18 protein-coding genes and 2 pseudogenes are annotated in these 19813 nt (G+C 32.8%); 5 read left to right on the top strand and 15 right to left on the bottom strand.

From position 1 onward, the window contains the following. Window positions 1-562 precede the first annotated feature (562 nt). A complete protein-coding gene (locus tag MKX37_RS12610) occupies window positions 563-2509 on the bottom strand; it encodes a bifunctional metallophosphatase/5'-nucleotidase (RefSeq protein WP_016127038.1) in 1947 nt (648 codons plus the stop codon). A gap of 556 nt (window positions 2510-3065) precedes the next feature. Further along, a complete protein-coding gene (locus MKX37_RS12605) occupies window positions 3066-3581 on the bottom strand; it encodes a DinB family protein (protein WP_001091627.1) in 516 nt (171 codons plus the stop codon). Between the two features lie 536 nt (window positions 3582-4117). Between MKX37_RS12605 and secY the strand changes: the two genes are divergently transcribed. Beyond that, complete coding sequence (gene secY / locus MKX37_RS12600) at window positions 4118-5422, top strand: preprotein translocase subunit SecY (RefSeq protein WP_002069884.1); 1305 nt, start codon at window positions 4118-4120, stop codon at window positions 5420-5422. Window positions 5423-5520: 98 nt separating this feature from the next. Here the strand turns inward: secY and MKX37_RS12595 are convergent, their stop codons facing one another. The 4 genes from MKX37_RS12595 to MKX37_RS12580 all read right to left on the bottom strand — a co-directional run bounded on the left by MKX37_RS12595 (window position 5521) and on the right by MKX37_RS12580 (window position 8902). Further along, window positions 5521-5751 (bottom strand): hypothetical protein, encoded by a 231-nt coding sequence (locus tag MKX37_RS12595; protein WP_016101932.1) that lies wholly within the window; start codon window positions 5749-5751, stop codon window positions 5521-5523. Between the two features lie 162 nt (window positions 5752-5913). Continuing rightward, the gene (locus MKX37_RS12590) at window positions 5914-6579 is read right to left on the bottom strand and encodes a TetR/AcrR family transcriptional regulator (protein WP_016127036.1); all 666 of its coding nucleotides are present in this window, start codon (window positions 6577-6579) and stop codon (window positions 5914-5916) included. Between the two features lie 24 nt (window positions 6580-6603). Continuing rightward, window positions 6604-7767 carry an FAD-dependent oxidoreductase gene (locus tag MKX37_RS12585; protein WP_016101933.1) on the bottom strand — a complete coding sequence of 388 codons (1164 nt, stop codon included), beginning with the start codon at window positions 7765-7767 and terminating at the stop codon, window positions 6604-6606. Between the two features lie 217 nt (window positions 7768-7984). After that, entirely contained in the window at window positions 7985-8902 is a 918-nt protein-coding gene (locus MKX37_RS12580; protein ID WP_016101934.1) for a DMT family transporter, read from the bottom strand. A gap of 148 nt (window positions 8903-9050) precedes the next feature. Between MKX37_RS12580 and pdxR the strand changes: the two genes are divergently transcribed. Then, a complete protein-coding gene (gene pdxR / locus MKX37_RS12575; protein WP_016127035.1) occupies window positions 9051-10490 on the top strand; it encodes a MocR-like pyridoxine biosynthesis transcription factor PdxR in 1440 nt (479 codons plus the stop codon). 340 nt (window positions 10491-10830) lie between these two features. Here the strand turns inward: pdxR and MKX37_RS12570 are convergent, their stop codons facing one another. The 4 genes and pseudogenes from MKX37_RS12570 to MKX37_RS12555 form a co-directional block, all read right to left on the bottom strand. Then, a complete protein-coding gene (locus tag MKX37_RS12570; RefSeq protein WP_002136501.1) occupies window positions 10831-11253 on the bottom strand; it encodes a DUF3995 domain-containing protein in 423 nt (140 codons plus the stop codon). A 158-nt stretch (window positions 11254-11411) separates the two neighbouring features. After that, window positions 11412-11945 (bottom strand): TetR/AcrR family transcriptional regulator, encoded by a 534-nt coding sequence (locus MKX37_RS12565; RefSeq protein WP_002013313.1) that lies wholly within the window; start codon window positions 11943-11945, stop codon window positions 11412-11414. Between the two features lie 228 nt (window positions 11946-12173). Next, window positions 12174-12671 carry a DUF421 domain-containing protein gene (locus MKX37_RS12560; RefSeq protein ID WP_002085380.1) on the bottom strand — a complete coding sequence of 166 codons (498 nt, stop codon included), beginning with the start codon at window positions 12669-12671 and terminating at the stop codon, window positions 12174-12176. Next, window positions 12655-12927: pseudogene (locus MKX37_RS12555) on the bottom strand (hypothetical protein). The gene MKX37_RS12560 and the pseudogene MKX37_RS12555 overlap by 17 nt, the downstream one beginning before the upstream one ends. Window positions 12928-13054: 127 nt before the next feature. Here MKX37_RS12555 and MKX37_RS12550 point away from each other — a divergent pair. Continuing rightward, window positions 13055-13296 (top strand): annotated as a pseudogene (locus MKX37_RS12550) (hypothetical protein). A gap of 35 nt (window positions 13297-13331) precedes the next feature. On the opposite strand, the gene MKX37_RS12545 reads toward MKX37_RS12550, so the two are convergent. After that, window positions 13332-13535: a hypothetical protein gene (locus MKX37_RS12545; RefSeq protein WP_000290880.1), complete on the bottom strand. Its 204-nt coding sequence runs from the start codon at window positions 13533-13535 to the stop codon at window positions 13332-13334. 397 nt (window positions 13536-13932) lie between these two features. Between MKX37_RS12545 and MKX37_RS12540 the strand changes: the two genes are divergently transcribed. Continuing rightward, the gene (locus MKX37_RS12540; RefSeq protein WP_033729412.1) at window positions 13933-14586 is read left to right on the top strand and encodes a CPBP family intramembrane glutamic endopeptidase; all 654 of its coding nucleotides are present in this window, start codon (window positions 13933-13935) and stop codon (window positions 14584-14586) included. 82 nt (window positions 14587-14668) lie between these two features. Here the strand turns inward: MKX37_RS12540 and MKX37_RS12535 are convergent, their stop codons facing one another. From MKX37_RS12535 to MKX37_RS12520, 4 genes are all read right to left on the bottom strand, one after another. After that, window positions 14669-15547: an SDR family oxidoreductase gene (locus tag MKX37_RS12535; protein WP_078422387.1), complete on the bottom strand. Its 879-nt coding sequence runs from the start codon at window positions 15545-15547 to the stop codon at window positions 14669-14671. A 142-nt stretch (window positions 15548-15689) separates the two neighbouring features. After that, window positions 15690-16451 carry a glycosyltransferase gene (locus MKX37_RS12530; protein ID WP_078422388.1) on the bottom strand — a complete coding sequence of 254 codons (762 nt, stop codon included), beginning with the start codon at window positions 16449-16451 and terminating at the stop codon, window positions 15690-15692. Window positions 16452-16707: 256 nt separating this feature from the next. Further along, window positions 16708-17124 (bottom strand): VOC family protein, encoded by a 417-nt coding sequence (locus tag MKX37_RS12525; RefSeq protein ID WP_078206965.1) that lies wholly within the window; start codon window positions 17122-17124, stop codon window positions 16708-16710. Window positions 17125-17366: 242 nt separating this feature from the next. After that, window positions 17367-18737, bottom strand: a complete 1371-nt coding sequence (locus MKX37_RS12520) for an aminotransferase-like domain-containing protein (RefSeq protein WP_078422389.1) — start codon at window positions 18735-18737, stop codon at window positions 17367-17369. Window positions 18738-18860: 123 nt separating this feature from the next. Here MKX37_RS12520 and MKX37_RS12515 point away from each other — a divergent pair, with 123 nt between their 5' ends. After that, entirely contained in the window at window positions 18861-19799 is a 939-nt protein-coding gene (locus tag MKX37_RS12515; RefSeq protein WP_000185903.1) for a DMT family transporter, read from the top strand. Window positions 19800-19813: the final 14 nt, after the last annotated feature.

Below are 19813 nucleotides of genomic sequence, written 5' to 3'. Positions count from 1 at the left end.
TAAAATAAAAAATGAGCCCTTTTAGGTGCTCATCCAATTGGTTAGTCGTTAATTATCTATATTCATTCTAATCAAAGTACACTTATATCTTATTAACAACATAAAAAACCACTCTTTACTATTTTAAGAATAGTAGATAAATACTTTAGTGAGGCAACGCATATACAAGTTAGATTTTTCAATATAATTTTGTTATTTATGTCTATAGCTGCATGGATTGTAACGTTTTGAGACTGCTGAAGTCTTATATGAGTTTCAGGCTTTTTTATCTTGTCAAAAATATCTTTCAAAGATATTTTTGTCTCCCCATTTAAATATAGAAAAGGACATATCTATTGCATGTTATTAACTTAAGGTATGTTCTTTTAAAGCATATTATAAATATACATAGTGAGAAATGAAACAATAATTATTCAAATGAAAAATCCCCTAAATTTTTAAAGCGATTCAGGGGATTTTTTACCGATGATTCTCTATATTTCCATACCGATCACAAACTTTTTTAGGATAATGGTATGTCCAAGTTTAATAGTTTTTTGCACGAGAGCCATCTTTTTTATATTTATTTAATTATCTTACTAAGTTTTTTGTAAAATTCACCTTTTCTTTTTACATGATTAAACTGATTTGGATTAATATTAGCTTTTTGTGAGAGTGCTACAATCTCTTCTTTTGTAATTGAATCTTTAGTATTTATAGATGCTATATTTGTATATTTTCCATCTTCTGTTTTTGGGATTTCTAAAATCCCTTTATTTACAAGATCAACTACAGCCTTATGCTCTGAAGAATGTGTATCTACACCAGTAATTTTCCAATTATGCATAACTTTTGGCGTGTATACACCGTTCTTTACCTCTTTTAAATATGTAATAGCAAGGTTACGAATGGTTCCACCTGTTTCTCCGAATGCATTCTCTTGTTTAGATGACCAAGTTTGTTCAAATTTACGTCCCTCTAAAGCTCCCCCTTTTGCCTGAAGAGCCTCCATTCTATACGCATTCATTCCTAGCGTCATAACATCGCTCATTTTGATTGGTTTATTTGTACGAATAGAGCGTAAATTTGTAATTCTACTACCATATGGTTTTGTTAAGTCAATTTCGTATTTTACGCCTCCAAAGAAATCGTTCGTACTGTATTTAGACGCACGACGATTTTTATCAAAGCTAACTGTTACATCTCCGGCACGAGATGAGTTAAAATATCCTGCTGCCCATTCCATATAGTCTTTTAAATCTTTTCCAGTTATCTTATATACTGTAATTTCTCCCAAAGCATATTGATAATTATAAGCAATATCTTTCTTCTTTATAGGACCTATATCCAAACGGGCATAATCATTATCAATTTGATGGGCTACTACATCCGCCTTACTGTAATGGAGCATGACTTCATGAAAGAAATCTGATAAAGGTGTCTCTTGAATCTGCACACTTGGAATACCCTTTATTTCATTTTCAGGAACAAGGTTTCTACCCTTTAATTGGGCGACTACAACATTTGCATCTCCTCTCGCATACTCATGAAAAGGTGTTAGTGTTTCTTCAAGTGTAGAATCAGATAATACTGTAGTTCCATCAGCATTTTTTACAGGTATAGCGGTAGCTGTTTTATCTTTTAAAACAAGCTTCCCATCTTGCTTTGTAAAAGTAAGGTCAATACGTGAAATATGCGTTCCGTATTTATCTGGTTCTGTAATAATTACGCCATTTACAACTTCTTTTTTTACAAGTTTATGCATATGAGCCGCAAAAATAGCGCTTAGTTCCGGACAAGCATTCGCAATATCTTGAACACCAGTACCTGGGATTCCATTCTCATTTTCTAGTCCCATATGCATAACCCCTACCATTACATCTACTTTATCTTCTAATTCTTTAATAGCCTTTTTTGTCTCTTCTACTGGATTTTTCACTACTAAACCATCCAAATGATCTGTCCCTTTTTCAAAATCACTAATCATTGGTGTATTCATACCAATAATCCCGACTTTAATTCCACCTTTTTCAACAATCGTATATGCAGGAAGAAAACGCTCTCCATTTTCCTTATAAATATTTCCTGCTAACGTCTTTCCCTTGTATTGCTCACTAACTTTTTTCAATGTATCTAATCCAAAGTTGAATTCATGATTTCCAAATGCCCAGGCGTCATATCCCATTGTATTCATTGCTACCATCATTGGCGATTGTGGCTTATCGTTGAATAATTCTACTGAGTTTCCTTGAATTGTATCCCCGGCATCTACTAATATGGTATTTGGATTTTCTTGACGTACCTTCTTTATAACCGTATAAAGCTGCGTCAAACTTCCACTCATATTTGCTCCATCAAGCGCATAATCCCAAGGCATAAATCTACCATGAATATCTGCAGTACCTAACAATGTAATATTAACATTAGATTCCTCAGCCTTAGAAATAGCTGGTTTGACTGTTACTGCTGTTACAAGAAGCATAAGAATAATAAAATTGCATACATAGTTCTTCCATTTCATTTTTTGCATAATAACAATATTTCTCCCCTTTTTGTACTGTCATAAAGTTGCTTGAACTTTAAAAATGTAACTTATTATTCAGAGAAATTCAACTACAAAAGATAATTTTGTAGTTGGTTTTGCTGTGAAAATATAGAGAATAAAATGCATATATCCCCTAACAGAATAGTATTTTATCATTTTCTAATAAAATACTTCTTCCTCCAACGTGTGAAGGGCGCTAAACCAACGGTAGATGTATATGTACTTTCAAAATTTTGGACATGCAACTCATTTTCGGATTTTATTTCTAATTTTTTCCTTCTATATGAAAATACTGAGATCACTTCCAAAAATAATAACCCCGCTCTTCATTTAAGACGGGGTTACACTTATACAGCAAATCGGATTCAGATTTTTTTCAAATGTTCGTTTCCTCTTCAGGAGTAAAATCTGCTAGTTTCGTATTTTTTTCTGCTTATTGGTTGCTTTCAACTAAATTCATCATAATTTTAATCAGGACTTGTATTTTATCACTCGAACCCTTGATGCTATCCCAAATCGCTCAATAAATAGATAATGATTTTTACTTTTCAACTCCACAAAGCAATTTTATCTCTTTAATTTGTTCTATATGACGCTGTTCATGCAAATAGATCAGTTCTATCCACTGATCAAGAAGTAATTCTCCAAGAGCTGGATGCGTCACTGATTTTTTCGCTAATATAGATTCATCTTCTATTGTACTCAGGAAACGCATCAATTCTTTTCTAGAGTCGTTTAACAAATCAACCATTTGCTGCACTTCAAATGGTTCTATACTTGGTTCAATCATTTCTGGGGCTATAAATTTTATCGATCTATCTAATAAAATAGTGTGAATTTCTTTACGCTCATTTAAGATACTATCCATCTTTTTTAATCCCGATGAAATAACTGTTATAACTCTCTCATCTAATAAAACTAAGTGATGACAAACTTGTGCTATACTCCATTTATCCTTATCTGGTTTCCTATTAAATTGAGCATCACTTAACAAAGTAATTTCCTCAAATAATTGATTTCTAGTTTCATAAAACTTGTCATTTACAAATGTATTCATGTGAATTCTCCTTTCGCTAGAACCTACATACTTAAATTCCTACGCTAGAAATATTCTCTATGGAAAAAAGATTTTCCTTCACTATTATTCCAATCTAATCTTTTCTTTCTTTAGTAGGTTCTCTAATTCATGCTGAAATGTATGAGTTCTCTCAACATCCTTGAAGATTTCCTTGAGGTTATTATGCGCTACAGCTACATCATAATACTTTCAACGGAATCCTTTCAATACAACTACATAAAACGTTCCTAATTATCAATCTAGCATTAAATATATGTAAAAAATCAACCTATTCATTCATTTTTAATGCTTATGTATGTACATTTGTTAATTTATTAGTTATATTATGGGTATTGAATGATTACGAAAAGTTAATAAATCGCTTGTATAACACCTTATATTTTTATATCCGTGAAAACTACAAAATGTATAAAATTCCATTTGTCAAATGAATTTAATGCGGAAGGAGGTTTGTGGTTACTTCATCGGGATATAATAATCAGTTTTGAACTGATAAAAATATAGGAGGCGACATAATGTTTCGTACGATTTCAAATTTCATGAGAGTAGCTGAGATAAGAAACAAAATTCTTTTTACACTAGCGATGCTAATTGTTTTTCGAATTGGCACGTTTATTCCAGTTCCTCATACTAACGCAGAGGTATTAAAAGTACAAGATCAAGCCAACGTTTTAGGTATGCTGAACGTATTTGGCGGAGGAGCACTGCAACACTTCTCAATCTTTGCTGTAGGTATCACACCATATATTACAGCTTCTATCATTGTACAATTACTACAAATGGACGTTGTACCTAAATTTACAGAATGGGCAAAGCAAGGAGAAATGGGCCGTAAGAAATCAGCTCAATTTACTCGCTACTTTACAATCATTCTCGCATTCATACAATCCATTGGGATGTCTTATGGTTTTAATAATATAGCAGGTGGACAATTAATTACAGATCAAAGCTGGACTACATACTTATTTATTGCGACAGTTTTAACTGCTGGTACTGCATTTTTACTTTGGTTAGGTGAACAAATTACCGCTAATGGCGTTGGTAATGGAATCTCAATGATTATCTTCGCAGGACTTGTTGCGGCGATTCCGAATGTCGCTAATCAAATTTATTTGCAACAATTCCAAAACGCAGGCGATCAGTTATTTATGCACATAATAAAAATGGTTTTAATTGGACTCGTAATTTTAGCGATAGTTGTTGGTGTTATTTACATTCAACAAGCTGTTCGAAAAATACCGATTCAATATGCAAAAGCTGTTTCAGGAAACAATCAATATCAAGGAGCAAAAAATACTCATTTACCTCTTAAAGTAAATAGTGCAGGTGTAATTCCTGTTATCTTTGCTTCAGCCTTTTTAATGACGCCGCGTACAATTGCGCAGCTCTTCCCTGATTCAAGCGTATCTAAATGGATAATTGCGAATCTTGATTTTGCACATCCATTTGGAATGACACTATATGTGGGTCTTATCGTTGCCTTCACATATTTCTACGCGTTTATTCAAGTAAATCCTGAACAAATGGCTGAGAATTTGAAAAAGCAAAACGGATATGTCCCGGGTATTCGCCCAGGTAAATCTACAGAACAGTATGTAACAAAAATTTTATACCGTTTAACATTTATCGGTGCGATTTTCTTAGGAGCAATTTCAATATTACCACTTGTATTTACAAAAATCGCTACATTACCACCATCTGCTCAAATCGGTGGTACAAGTTTACTAATCATCGTAGGTGTTGCATTAGAAACGATGAAGACGTTAGAAAGTCAACTTGTGAAGCGTCATTATAAAGGTTTTATAAAAAAAGTGAATTAATTACAAAAACACACTAGGATATAAAGACCTAGTGTGTTTTTTATTCTATAAAAATAAAACCCTCATTTTCTCGCTTCATATTTTTATCTTTATTTTAATTACCATAAAAGTAGCTCCTTTCTCTCACCTTCAATATATCCCTCGGTGGTTATAAAAAGTCTCAGCATGAATTTATCTATAATTAAATAGTCTGGTACAAAATCTTTTAATGTTATTACTTGCTTTCTAACAATTCTTTTGTCACCTTTTATTCCAAAAACTTTAGCTTCTAAATAATCAATTTCACCTAAAAATAAATCTATCCTTTGATATATAGGGATTCCAACCAATTCTTTAACTTCTGGTTATATTGTGTAAGTTGTCTATTACTATCGTATAAAAAGAGATATTGAAATTCATTAACAATGTAGTTTGTAGACACAGGTATCATATTTTTCTTTCAAAAAAAACAGAGTGCCGCTCAACTAGCTCTCTGTTTTAAACTAATTATATTATTGCGTATGTAAAATACCTTGCAAAACAACTTCTAATCCCCAGCGGAATCGTTCTTCTCCACCAGATAACATATTTTCTTTTAGACTTACAATCATTGGATACCTTGCTGTATCTAAAGCCTCATACGAAGCACGAATTGGGTCAAGAGTGGTACCTTTTTCTTTGCGAGCTGTTTGTTCATATGCGACCGAAGCAGCATATAACAGTAAAATATCTACTCCCCATGCTGATGCTCTTGCATTAACTCCACCTTCATGTAATTGACACAAAATCTGTTCAGTAAGGGCTAAAGAATTTGGCCCAATTGGAATTGTCATTAAAGCTAATTCTGCCATTCCAGAAGAGTCGAATAAAATTCGAAAATATGAATGTACAAGTGTAAATAGTTCTTTTTTCCATGGTTCATTTTTCTCATCTGTTATTTCAATTTTCCCTAGACCATAATCTAATACATACGCTCTTAATTCATCAGCATTTTTTACGTATACATATAAAGAAGACGGACCTGTATCTAATACTTTTGCAATTTTACGCATACTAAGGCCAGAAATACCTTCAGACTCTAATAGGTCATAAGCAGTCTTAACAATGATTTCCTTACTTAACGGTTCTTTTGCTGGTCGTGAACGACGACTAGTAATTGTATTCGTTTGCTCTTCCATAGTTCTCCTTTAGTAAATATATTTTTATTGTTGCTCATGAAGTTGATTCATAAGATTATACATTTTCATAGTAGCATCCTCCGAGAAACAAATCTCAAGATTATCATTTGACACTTCAGCGGATTGAGAAGAATAATCGTACATTTTTTCTTCGTAATTTTCAATTGCCTCGTTCAAATTATCATGTTTTACAATAGATAATGCAAGTTCTGCCGCATCACGCATCGCTAGATTCACACCTTCTCCAGCAAATGGAGACATTAAATGTGCAGCATCACCAATTAAAGTAACACCAGGCTTACTTTTCCAAGTTAGTCCAACAGGTAACATATAAATTCGTCTAGGAAAAATCGCACCATCTGCACATCTAATATAATTTTTAAGTGTTTCATCCCAGTCTTCGAAATATTGTAGAAGTTGATGTTTTGCTTCTTCTAAATTTTTAAATGGAATTCCACAATTATCAAGCCATTTTTTATCTGTTCTAAAACTTAAATACACGCGAATACTGTCATCTCCATTTAATTGCGCAAGAATTCCTTTATGCTCCGCAAGTGCAAATACTTTGCCACGTCGATTAAATTTCGCCATCTGAGGATGATTTTTCGTTACATTTTTCAAATTCAATTCTACCATGCTAATACCAGTATATTGCGGTATAGAATTTGTGACAAGTGGACGAATTCGAGAGAAGGCACCATCTGCTGCTACCACTAAATCAACAGTGTCTACATGTCCATTTTCAAAATGAAGTTCATGTATACCATTTTCTACAGGAATGGCTTTTGTTAAGTTATAGCCCCAATGTATACATTGCGGATCAACAGAATTTAAAAGTAACTCACGTAAAGTGCCTCGATCAATTTCTGGACGATCTCCGCAATTAGGATCCGCTACTTCATCTAAATATATTTTCCCGTTCTTATCACATAAACGAAAATCTTCTCCCTCATATCTAGCAAGTTCATTAAATTGTTCTAACAATCCTGCTTCTTTAAGCGCCTCTTGTCCGGAATCATGATGAATATCTAATGAACCTCCTTGTTGCCGAATCCATGGTGATGTTTCTCTTTCATATACGACACATTTTAAACCATGTTTCTGTAATATACGAGCTAATGTTAAACCTCCTGGTCCAGCACCTATAATTGCAATACGTTTTTCTCCTTTATTTTTTCTTTCCATCATTTATCACACCTTATATTTTATTGAATTACTTGTTTTATTTATAACACAACGTACACTGTTCGTAAAGTACATCGTTCGTTAATTACTAAGCAAATTATGTTAAACTTAATGTGTAAAAATAAAAAGCATGTTACAAGTCAGTAGTAACATGCTTTTTAAGTTGATAAAGTAATAAACTTTTATTAACTTAATAGTCCAATGATTCCATTTGTATTATTTACATTTCTTTCTTCAATAACTTCCCTTGCTTAAAATAAACGCCCAGCGTAGAACGATTTGCTAAAAATACACCAATCAAGATTAAACAAGCACCAATTCCCATTGCAGGATTTAATGGTTCTCCTAATACAAAATAACCTACAATAACAGCAATTAACGGAGATACATACAACCAAGTCGATGGAAATACTGGATTTGTTTTTGATAAAAGCCAGTAATATAAACCGTGTCCACCGATAGATCCTACAAATATAAGATATAAAATTGGCCATTGTACATTCCAAGATGTTAATACAGCTAAATTCGGCTGTTCCATTACAACAGATACAATTAATAGCAAAACTCCTCCATAAAACATTTGAATGCCGTTAATGAGAAATGGTGATACGTTAGGTAAATCTGAAAGTATCTCTTTAGAACGAATCGAACCTATTCCATAAAACAACTCTCCTACTAATATAACAAGGCATGCAATACTCCATATGAAAGTAAGTTCTTGATGCATGCCAGGTAAAGATATAAACAAAACTCCTGTAAGTGCTATAACTAAAGCAACAAGTTGTTCTTTTTGCAGTTTTGTTTTGTTTCGCCTTGATTGTAATAGCAAAATCATCATTGGGGCTGTTGCAGATAGAACTGCAGCTAATCCAGAAGAAATATATTGTTCAGCCCAGTAAAGGGTCGCGAATGTCATAAATGTTAAACAAAAACCAGCATATATAATACGTTTCGATAATAAGTAAGGCATAATATCCTTTCGCTTTAATTTAAAAATAATAATGAGAATAAGGCCCGCCAAAAAGAAACGAATTCCAGCTGAAAATAATGGTGGTGCCCCCGCTTCTATTCCAATTTTTATCGTTAAAAATGTCGTTCCAAAAATAATACATACTAAAATATAATTTAAAATGACCATTTTCCTTCCTCCTTTTTACTCTTGAAATGAGTATAGAGGATATGGTGTATAACAGTGTATCCGAGCATATAACAGTTGAATAAAAATATAGTTGATTGTCAGACTATTTTTCGCTTTAATTAAATTAAAAAGAAAAACAGGTGATTCTATGAAGATAGTACTACGTAAAGAATCCAACATACCATATTACCAACAAATATATATGCAAATTGTTGAGAGAATTCAAAGCGGGATGCTTTCGCATGGCGATTACCTCCCTTCTTTACGTTCTATGGCCGATGATTTGCAAATTAGTTTATTAACTGTTCGTAAAGCTTATAAACAGTTAGAAACGAAAAGTTATATACGAATTGAACAAGGAAAAGGTGCCTATATACATAAACGTGTGAACAAAGATTTCAAACCAATTCCATATCAATGGCAACAAACGAAATCCATTAATGTTATGCGTTCTCAATATGTAATGAACCAACATCGTAAATATTTTGATTTTTCACAGGCTGTCCTTTATCCACGTTTATTACCAAATCCGTTTCTTTCAGATGAAATGCACAAATTACTTAATAAGGATCAAATGATACTGGCAACATACGGACCTGTTCAAGGTGACAAAGAACTTAGAGTGGAAATAACAAACTACTTAAAAGAACACCAACAAGTAGTTACAGATCCATCTCAATTATTAATTACAAGTGGTGCCCAGCAAGGAATTGATTTAATCGCCCAAACATTATTAAAGCCTGGAGACATAGTGTTAGTAGAAAGTCCGTGTTATGGAGCGGCGCTTGATGTATTTGTTAATAAAGGAGTTCAAATTATCCCTGTTAGTCTTGATAACAACGGCATTCGCTCAGATCTAATCGATGATATTTGTCAAAGAAAGAATCCTGTTTTGTTATATGTGAATCCTACTTTTCAGAATCCAACGGGCACAGTAATGAGTAAAGAAAGAAGAATGGAACTTGTAGAACTAGCAGAGCTTTATCAATTTTTCATTTTAGAGGATGATTCTTTCGGAGAGATATATTTTGAGGATTTTAAAATTCCCCCTCCAATAAAAAGCTTTGATACAAATGGTCATGTTATATATTTAAAAGGGTTTAGTAAAACGTTAGCACCAGGTCTTCGCATCGCGGCACTTGCAGCTGAAGGTCCTATCTTTGAATGGTTATACGCCGTGAAGGCTTCGATGGATATTGGTAGTCCCTTATTGACACAAAAAGCACTACTTCCTTTTTTACGAGCGGAACGAATGAAAAATCATTTAGAAAAATTACGGACTGCTTTACAAATTAGACGCGATTTAACAATTGATATATTATCTCCATTAAAAGAATTAGAATTCGAAATACCTAATGGAGGATTTAACTTATGGGTTACACTCCCTCAGTCAATCGATCCTTTTACATTATTACAAAAAGCGAATGAAGTTGATGTTTCTTTTTTACCCGGCACAGCTTGTCTGATAAACCATGAAACTCAATATAATCATTTGCGAATTAGTTATTCAATGTTAAATGAAAAAGATATGTTGATTGGATTAGAAAGATTACATGATACAATTGCCAAGTTTAAATCAATGATTTAAACTCCAAAACAACAACTAACCTCTTATTCACACAATAAAAAACCAACACTTTAAAATTTTATTAAAAGTCAAGATATAAGCTGAACCTATTATTAATAGTGAATTCTTATCTAATGTCATACATTATATGTATAAAAATTAAAAGGATAGAAGGGCTTGAATAAATTCGCCCTATCTATCCTCTTTTTAAACACAAATGACTAATCATAGCGGACTTCGCTGTCAACAGAACCTGTATTGCTCTATTGCTATGTTCAAACTTCTTTTTATTACTACTTGTTCAATAAGAGGTGTTTTCTTCCTGCATAAAATTTATTTTATAGGGAATTCATTATACTTATTAAAACAACAACATGATATAGACAAAACCAAAGAATAAACATAATGGACTATAGAACCAAGTGTCATATCTAGCAAACTGAGAATGTTTAATTTTTTTGAAAAATCCAACAAACTTAAAATCACCAATTGCCCTAACAATGAAAACTAAAGCACAGACAATACTTCCGATTTTAGATAAACTATTTGCTTCGAACCCCTGCAAATAACCTACTTGAACAACAATAATGACACTAGCTAATAGAATTAGAATGGCTACGAATAATGTTCCCCATATTCTCGGAGTAAAAGCAGGCTTATGTTCTCCCTCTTTTACTGGGATAACAGCAGCAGAACCCCATCGACCTCCAAAAGCCCAATAAATATGCAAAAAACTGATAAACCACAGAAGCCCCACAGCTACTACTATTAATAGTAATTTCATTTATTCGCCCCCAATTTCGTAACTTCAAAGATAACATACACTAACGTATGTTATAGTGAAAATTTTGTCCCTTCAGGTTTTATAACCATATTAGGGACATTTATTATCGAATAATCAATTATGCCTCAGCATAATTGCGTCCGGAAGCTTTACTTTTTTCAGTGGATGTTTGGACATCCGCTGAAAGAAGTTAAAAGCTCAACCATTTTATCAATATCAAAATTAAGATTTGCTTCAAACCTTGTCATCCATCCTACATACGTTAAATAGGCAAGTCTCGCTCGATCAATTGATTCAGTTTCGTCTACGCCCATTTTTTGATACAATTTTGCAACACAAGAAATTCTTTGTTCTTCTATATCTACTAAACGTGTTGCCACAACAGGATCGTATTTAGCCCAAGCATAAATACCATTCTCAATTTTTTTATCTCGATTAAAACTAATCTGTAATAGCTGTTCTAAAGAGGCATCCTGTTGCTCCATACTTTGAACAATCAGCTTTGTTGCATGTACTTCCCAAAAGTCGAGCATAGAATCTAAAAGCTCTTGATGGTCACGAAAATAGTGATAGAAGCTTCCTTTGCTTATTTTTAGCAATCGAGCAAGTGCTTCAATGCGAACTTTATGTATACCTTCATTAGCTAATTGTTGTAATCCTACTTTTATCCAGTCTTCTCTCGTTAATTGCATATTATCTCCCCAATAAAATACGGTAGCGTATGTTTTACGTTAGATTACTACTATTCTCATTTTTTGTCAATTATTCATTCTGTTTATTTTTATGAACTTTAATGTTGTTGTTAATCGTAATATTGATCGTCATCACCCTCGGTAAATTAGATAACACGAAAGTCCCTTCAGGATTACTGAAGGGACTTTTACACGTTTGTGAAAAGTGCCTTTATGTACAGTCTAAAACTATTTTTTCAGATTGCATTGCTCTAGAAGCTTTTCTAGCATTTCCAAAGTAACTGGTTGTGCCTTAGTAGTTAGTTGATACCCAATCCGTCCATTCGTTTCTACAGTTGCTTGTTGTAAATTCTTGATTTCATGTATACCTTTTTCTCTCAGATGCATAAATAATTGTTGTTCTGACATTTTCGCGCGTAATAAATTCTTTTTTAAGATTTCTCCGTTTTCTATAACAATAATGCTATTTCCATTTAGAAACTTTTCTACTTTTCGCGATTTCAATTCAAAAAAATGAATAATAAGTAAAACACCCGCAAAAATAAACGCAGCAAAAATAGATGGGCCTACTTTCCTACTTAAAATAGGTTCTACAATAATACGTCCTATAGAAACCACAATAATAATTTCAGCTCTCGTCATTTGGCTAACAGATTTACTACCTGTCAATTTTAAAACAATGATTCCAGTGAGGATTAAAATAATGCTTTCAAAAAGTATATTCATTACAGCCCAATCCTTTAATAGTGAATGTTACTAGTATTCCCATTAAAGGATTTTTATGATATTTTAAAGTATCCATTCACTTTACGTGCCTTATTCTTTGAAGCACCTCTCTCCCAGCTAGTAATGGTAAAGCATCAACTTTCTTCATTGCTTCTACTTGTGATTCGTTACGAATCATTGCATACACAGTATGACCTTCTTTTATTAGCATTGGTATTAAAGAACGTGCTGTTGCACCTGCCACAAAAATTTCCATATGTGTTTCTTCTTATTTTGAATATCATAATTGAGACGAGACATATATAAGCTATGTACAATAATCAATATGAAAGATTCATCTAAAATTAAAGCTATAATGTTGGCTAGCAACCAATAGTGATAACATGATAATTGAATTTGATGGATATGGAATTAATGAGTATGTTATTGGTCATAACTGTTCTATCAGTAAGTTAAAAAAATGTATTTTAACGTAAAAAATGAAGAGTTATCTAATGAGGAGCTTATAAATTTATTTTGTGTACGTTATCATTTTGAAAACATTCCAAAATCATTACAAGAAGACATTAAGACCGATGTCGTCATTGACTTAGATACGGACTATATTTATATCCCTAATAGATAACAATAACCCAGTAAACTAAAATGGTTTAATGTAACTTACGATTCAGACAAGAATTTAATAAAATAAGTAATTGCCCAAATAGAAGTCGCGAATTGAGTGACAAAATACATTGTCCATTCGAAAGAAGTCAGTTTTCTCTCTCGTTTAATCTTCTTTAAGTATCTGTAAAATATTAATGTACTCAAAAACATAAGTAATAAAGAGAATTGTTGTAAATCATCGACTATACGTACCGCCATAGACTCCATCACCCTCCTATACAAAATATAGACTATACTTTAAGGATATCATTTTTTGGTAATGATTCCCTATATATTTAATGAAGTTAAAAAATGTTTTATGCGATATATGTGTACAGATAATAAAGTTGTTTAATTTTGTTCTTAGAAATACATTAATCGCCTACTCATAAATTTGATGGGCGATTATTATTTTTGTTTAATAATTGCTTTATTTCAATCACGACATTAATAATAGGTTTTGGTCTAAATGATTCTTGCAAGGAATCTCCTAATCTTGGACTTACTGATTTGGAAAAATAAAATTATTATGATCGTCTCAATTACCATTATTTTGGAGAATAATGTGCTATTATATATTCGTAATCAATGAAATAATAAGAAAGAAGGGGTAGTTGTGGAAACAAAGATTATAGAAACAGAGAAGAAAATTGATTCGAAATCCCTTTTGGCTTTGGGATTATTAATTATTTCCGGGATTGTATATCAACTTTTCGCAGTGTTAGGAGATAATATACCTGAAGTATTGAGGATGATTTTTGAAGCTTTATGGAATCTTGTATTATGTGGAATTATAGGATACTATTTTTTAGGAAAAATATCATTAGAGCAATTTAAACATTTTAATTTCAAGACATTACTTTGGGGTTTGCCTTTAACAATTATCGTAGGTATGGCTTCCAACTTAATATTCAGTTACATTTTTGAACCTGCAACTAAAAATTCCGTTGCTGAAGTAATAAGTATTTCTATGATTTTATTCCGTGTACCCTTTATGTTAATGGGTGAAGAGTTGATTTGCACTAATATAATTATCGCATTACAAAAATTAGGATTAAAATTTGGCACGGCATCATTAATATGTAGTTTGTTGTTCGCTTTGTGGCATATTCCAGCTTATGGTTTTGTGCCAATGCAGTTATTAATAACTATAATCCCAATTAGATTAGCACTAAATTATATATGGAAAAATTCAAAAAGTATTTGGGTAAGTTGGATTTGTCACTTTATTTTTGACTGTATTTCATTTGTACCAATGCTTTTTAAATAACCATTTTATTTTTAAAAGGACTTTATTATTTGCGTATTGTATAAAGAACAAGAGCACTCAGCTATTGAGTGCTCTAAAAACATTAATTTTGATTCAAAACATTCTCCTCAAAATATTTCCCCCAATCTGGGCGTCTTCCATCCATATCTGTAAATCCATACTCTCTTCCTAATTCCCATGAACTTAACGCTCGTCCCGTTTTTTCATGAACATTTGGATCACTTGCTAAAGCTGCTACTGCTCTTCCAACAAAGAAAGGAGTTTCTGATGCGATAAAATGAGGGTCTTGTTTAGCTCCTTCTCGCCAATTCTCCTCTGTTACACCAAATATATCTAACATCGCTTCTGAACGAAGGAATCCTGGACTAACTGCGACAGCTGTAATATTGTGTTGTTCTAAATCTTTCGCCATAGCTTCTGCTAAATGAATTGTTGAGACTTTTGCTAAACTATAGTACAAATTACCTCGATATTGATAATCGACTCCATCTGTAATTTCAATAACAAGTCCCATTTTATTTTTCACCATTAATGGTACACCGTAATGGCTTGTCATTATATGAGAATGAACAGCTCTTTGTTGCATAAGTAGTCCGTTATGTAGGTTGTGTTCCCAGATAGGTTTCTCCCATTCTGTTAAAGGATCGCCGCCCCAAACATCGTTTACTAAAATATCAAGCTGTCCATTTTGTTCGTCTTGAATCTTTGTAAATAATGCTTTAATATCTTCTTCTACCGTATGATCAACACGAACTGCGATTCCTTTTCCGCCTTGCTTTGTAACAAGCTCTGCCGTTTCTTCAATCGTTTCAGTTCTTCCCATACAGGATAAATTCCCTTTTGTACTTCTTCCTGTTACATATACAGTTGCACCGGCTTCACCAAGCATCATCGCAATACCTCTTCCAGCACCTCTTGTTGCCCCGGCTACAACTGCTATTTTACCTTGTAATGGTTTCATGTGATTCTCCTTAGTTGCTATGATCAAGTTTAATTAGTTAGAGTAATACATTTTAAAGTAAATTTACCACAAACTCAACTTGCAGTTATTTATCTTGATTCACCAGTTCATTTGAGGGTGATTTGTTTAGGAATCTTCACAGTTACCTTTCTTGGTTATCATAATATGTTTTATCTGCGTATTTTTTATCCTTTCCTTTTAGATAAGCTAAGATTACGTTTGGATTTTTAAGTAAAGCCCAGTCTCCATATTTATCAAATCTTCTGCATGAAGTTATCATTCCATTTTTAATTGTACCGAATTTCTTATTATTTTGCTTTCCCCATTCTTTTAATCGTTTAGCGAAATCTGCATCTTCGGCCATAAGCATGTTTTCATTAAATCCGTTGATTGCCATAAAGTCTTTTCTATAGCACCAAAAAATCCCTACAGATATAGCTCCATACTTAAAAAGTAAGGGGATTATTATTAACATTGCGGAAACGAATATTCCTAAAGACATCCTTTCAAACTTCCCAGTTACCCCACCACCAATGTATTTACCTGAAGCTAAATATTTGTCTACATTAGACAACATAAACTCTGTCATTTGGGTATCAGCATCTATAGTAATGATTATTGCTCCACTAGCTATTTTGGCCCCTGCATTTCGGATTTTGGATAAGTTTTTATCGTTATTTTTTAATGTAATACAGTTATAAGACTTTGCTATTTCTTCTGTGTTATCTGTGCAGCGATTTAAAACAACTATGACTTCAGTTTGATCTTTATATGCCTCTGATGCCTTTGCAATTGAATCCAAACATTTTTTAATGTACTTTTCTTCATTGTGTGCAGGGATTATAATAGAAAACTTCACATCTTTTTTTAAATTTACTCCTGAAAATTCGTTTGTTTCAGTCATAATATTCCCCCTTATTTTATAAAGTAAATATCTACTATATATATTAATAGTTATTAGGTTGTATTATAGAAACTGAAGGTAAACTGTTATTTAAGAGCTTACTCTCGAGTATTTTTTATTATATATCTTGGATTTACTTTACGTTTACGAACCTAAAACAAGCATAACCCCGTTCTGTTTTTAAGAAAGGGGTAAAATAATATGAATTAAATTTGATTAGCATTGCACCCTATACCTTGTAGTGCAACAGCGATGTTCAAGCTTTTTTGTTCGAAATCAGCACATCTAAATAGTGCTGATTGTACATAATGCCTAATATGTTTCCGAAGGGATCAACTACGGAAGCGGTGATGAATCCCACGCCGCGCTCTGTAGGTGCCTCATACTCTTTCGCTCCCATAGACATCAGCTTATTGAAAGTTGCTGTTACATCATCAACATGCCAATACACGATAGCACCAGCTGGACCGGTCACTGTACCAACTGGCGCATAACGGCTATCGATTAAACCTAGCTCATGTTGGTAGTCTTCAATGCGAAATTCGGCATATCCTGGGCGTTCAAAGTATGGTTCGCTTCCTAATAGCTCAGCGTACCACTTTTTTGCAGCTGCTAGATCATCTGTCCAAAAACTAACTGTAGTTAGTCCTCGTAATGTTTGTGTATCGCTCATAATCGATTCCCTCCATCATGTTGAGTAATACTTCCTCCTACTAAACGATATAACATCTTCTGAACTACCTTTAATTTACTTACAAATACCCCATTCTCTTATTTTTATTCAAGAAAACGACCTTTTAATGGTATATCATGAATGGAACGATTTTTTTGTAATTAAACATTATTATTGTGACTCAACCAGAGCGGTACATACAAACAAGGCTATTCTATTCAAAGCAAGCCCCCTCATAAGCATTATTCTTTTTTAAACTGAAAATCCACACGGTTCATTCGTTTTATTTCCTCAATTACTTTGCCAATCCCTTCTTCAATCTTTTCTTCTTTTACATTAGATACATTTAACTTTAACAATCTCTCTTTATGAAAGTTACTTAAATAATTTTTATTAATAGAATCTATGCTTAGTTGACTCTTGCTTAAATTTTTAATAAGTGTATCCGTAACTATGTTTCTTTTCAACTGTAAACACGTGTGTATTCCAATTGAATCTACAGATCTATAAGTAAACAAACGTGGGTTTTCATTTTGAACATCTTCTACTACTTCCGCTAGTTTTTTTGACCTATTGTAGTAAGTTGCTTTTATTTTATGTTTATGCCGATCAAACATTCCGCTCTTTATGTAAATTTCTAAAGCAGCTTGCGAAATCATAGGACTATCGATATCTAATATCTTCTTATACTTATAAAAGGCATCTGCAATAGATTGTGGGATGACTGCAACACCGACTCGTAAACCTGGAAAGATGATCTTCGAATAACTTTTTAAATATATAACATGATTACAATTATCTTGGCTGTAAAACGGATCTACTTTTGAATCAGTTTCTAAATCTGCTAAATAGTCGTCTTCCACTATAAATACATTATATTTCTTCGCAAGTTGAATAATCTTTTCTCTCTCTTTTTTAGAATACGAAGTTCCAAGTGGATGGTGAAACCTTGGTATTGTATAAAAGAATTTAATTTTTTCTGTTCGGAATATCTTCTCTAGTTCATTTAAATCTATCCCTTCATGTGTACGCTTTATTCCGATCACAGAGATCTTATTTATTTCTACATATTCAATATATAAATGATAACTTGGCTGCTCAATTAGTATCGTTTCGTTTTCATTCGGAAATGGTATTGAAGTTAATATAGCAAGCGCCTGCTGCACACCTGACGTTATAAATATATTATCTTCCTTTGTGAAAACTTGATAGTTTGCTAACTGTTTTTGCACAACCGAAATTAAAGATGGTAACCCTTTCGGTGTTCCGTATATAAACAAATCATTCTTATAGGTATCAATCGCTTTATTAATGCAATGCTGAAAATCTAAGTATGGAAAAACATCTGGATCTGGGGCCGAAGAAGCGAAATCAATAATCTCGTTACTTTCTACGTAACTTCCAGATTTCTTAACAACGTAGTATCCACTTTGAGGTACAGAATAAATAATATGACGCTTTTCCAATTCATGCAGCGCTCGTATTACAGTCGCCTTATTACATTCATATTGTGTAACAAGCGACCGTATAGACGGTAATTTCTTTCCTTCTTTTATCTCACCATTTTGAATCATGCTTTCTAAGTCGTTCAAAACATGTAAATATTTATACATCATTACACCTCCTATTTTTTGTACCGGTACAGTTTGTATTTGTTCACATTGTAGCACTAGATCAGAAGGATTACTATGTACGTATACTGGCCAGTAAGAAATCAACTACTATGAGGTGGAATTATGACAAATACAACAAAAGCATATATATCAGCATTACTCTATTCATTTATTATTGGGTTTTCATTTATGTTTGTGAAACTAGCACTAACCATTACGAGTCCTCTTGATACTCTGGCTCACCGTTTTACAGTTGCCTTCATAGCAGCAACCATTCCGGTTATTTTCGGTTTTGTAAAGTTAAATATATCATTTAAAAACATACTTACACTTTTACCACTCGCAATATTTTATCCAGCATTGTTCTTTGCTTTCCAAGCATTTGGCTTAGTATATACAAGTTCATCTGAAGCTGGAATTATACAAGCAGCGATCCCTATATTTACGATGATACTAGCTTCCTATTTTTTAAAAGAATATACGAATACATGGCAAAAAACATCAGTATGTATTTCTGTCATAGGTGTCATTTATATATTTGTTATGAATGGTATAGGGGCTCATGAAACGAGCTTTATCGGTGTTATTCTCATTTTATTATCGGCATTATCATCTGCTTGCTACAATGTATTAGCTCGAAAAATGACAAAGAAATTCAAGCTGATGGATTTAACATACACAATGACAGCAATCGGTTTTATTAGTTTTAATTTCATCGCAATCATTGACCATATGAACAAAGGTACAATAACTGTATACTTTAAGCCATTTACGAATGGAACATTCCTTATCTCCATTTTATATTTAGGATTACTATCTTCCTTACTGACAGCATTATTATTAAACTATTCGCTATCTTATATTGAAGCAGCCAAAATAAGTGTTTTTAGCAACTTATCTACACTTATTACCATTATCGCAGGCGTTGTATTCTTACACGAGCAAATTGCCTACTATCATATTGTCGGTACACTTATGATTGTTCTTGGAGTAATAGGCACAAATTTTCTAGGAAAAAAAGGAATCATAGCGAAAAAGAAGAATACCTCCTTGAGTAAATAAAAAGTGAGGGGTAA

The organism is Bacillus sp. FSL R5-0709 (assembly GCF_038004785.1).
Lineage (GTDB): Bacteria > Bacillota > Bacilli > Bacillales > Bacillaceae_G > Bacillus_A > Bacillus_A mycoides.
This window is presented reverse-complemented; position numbering and strand designations above follow the sequence as displayed.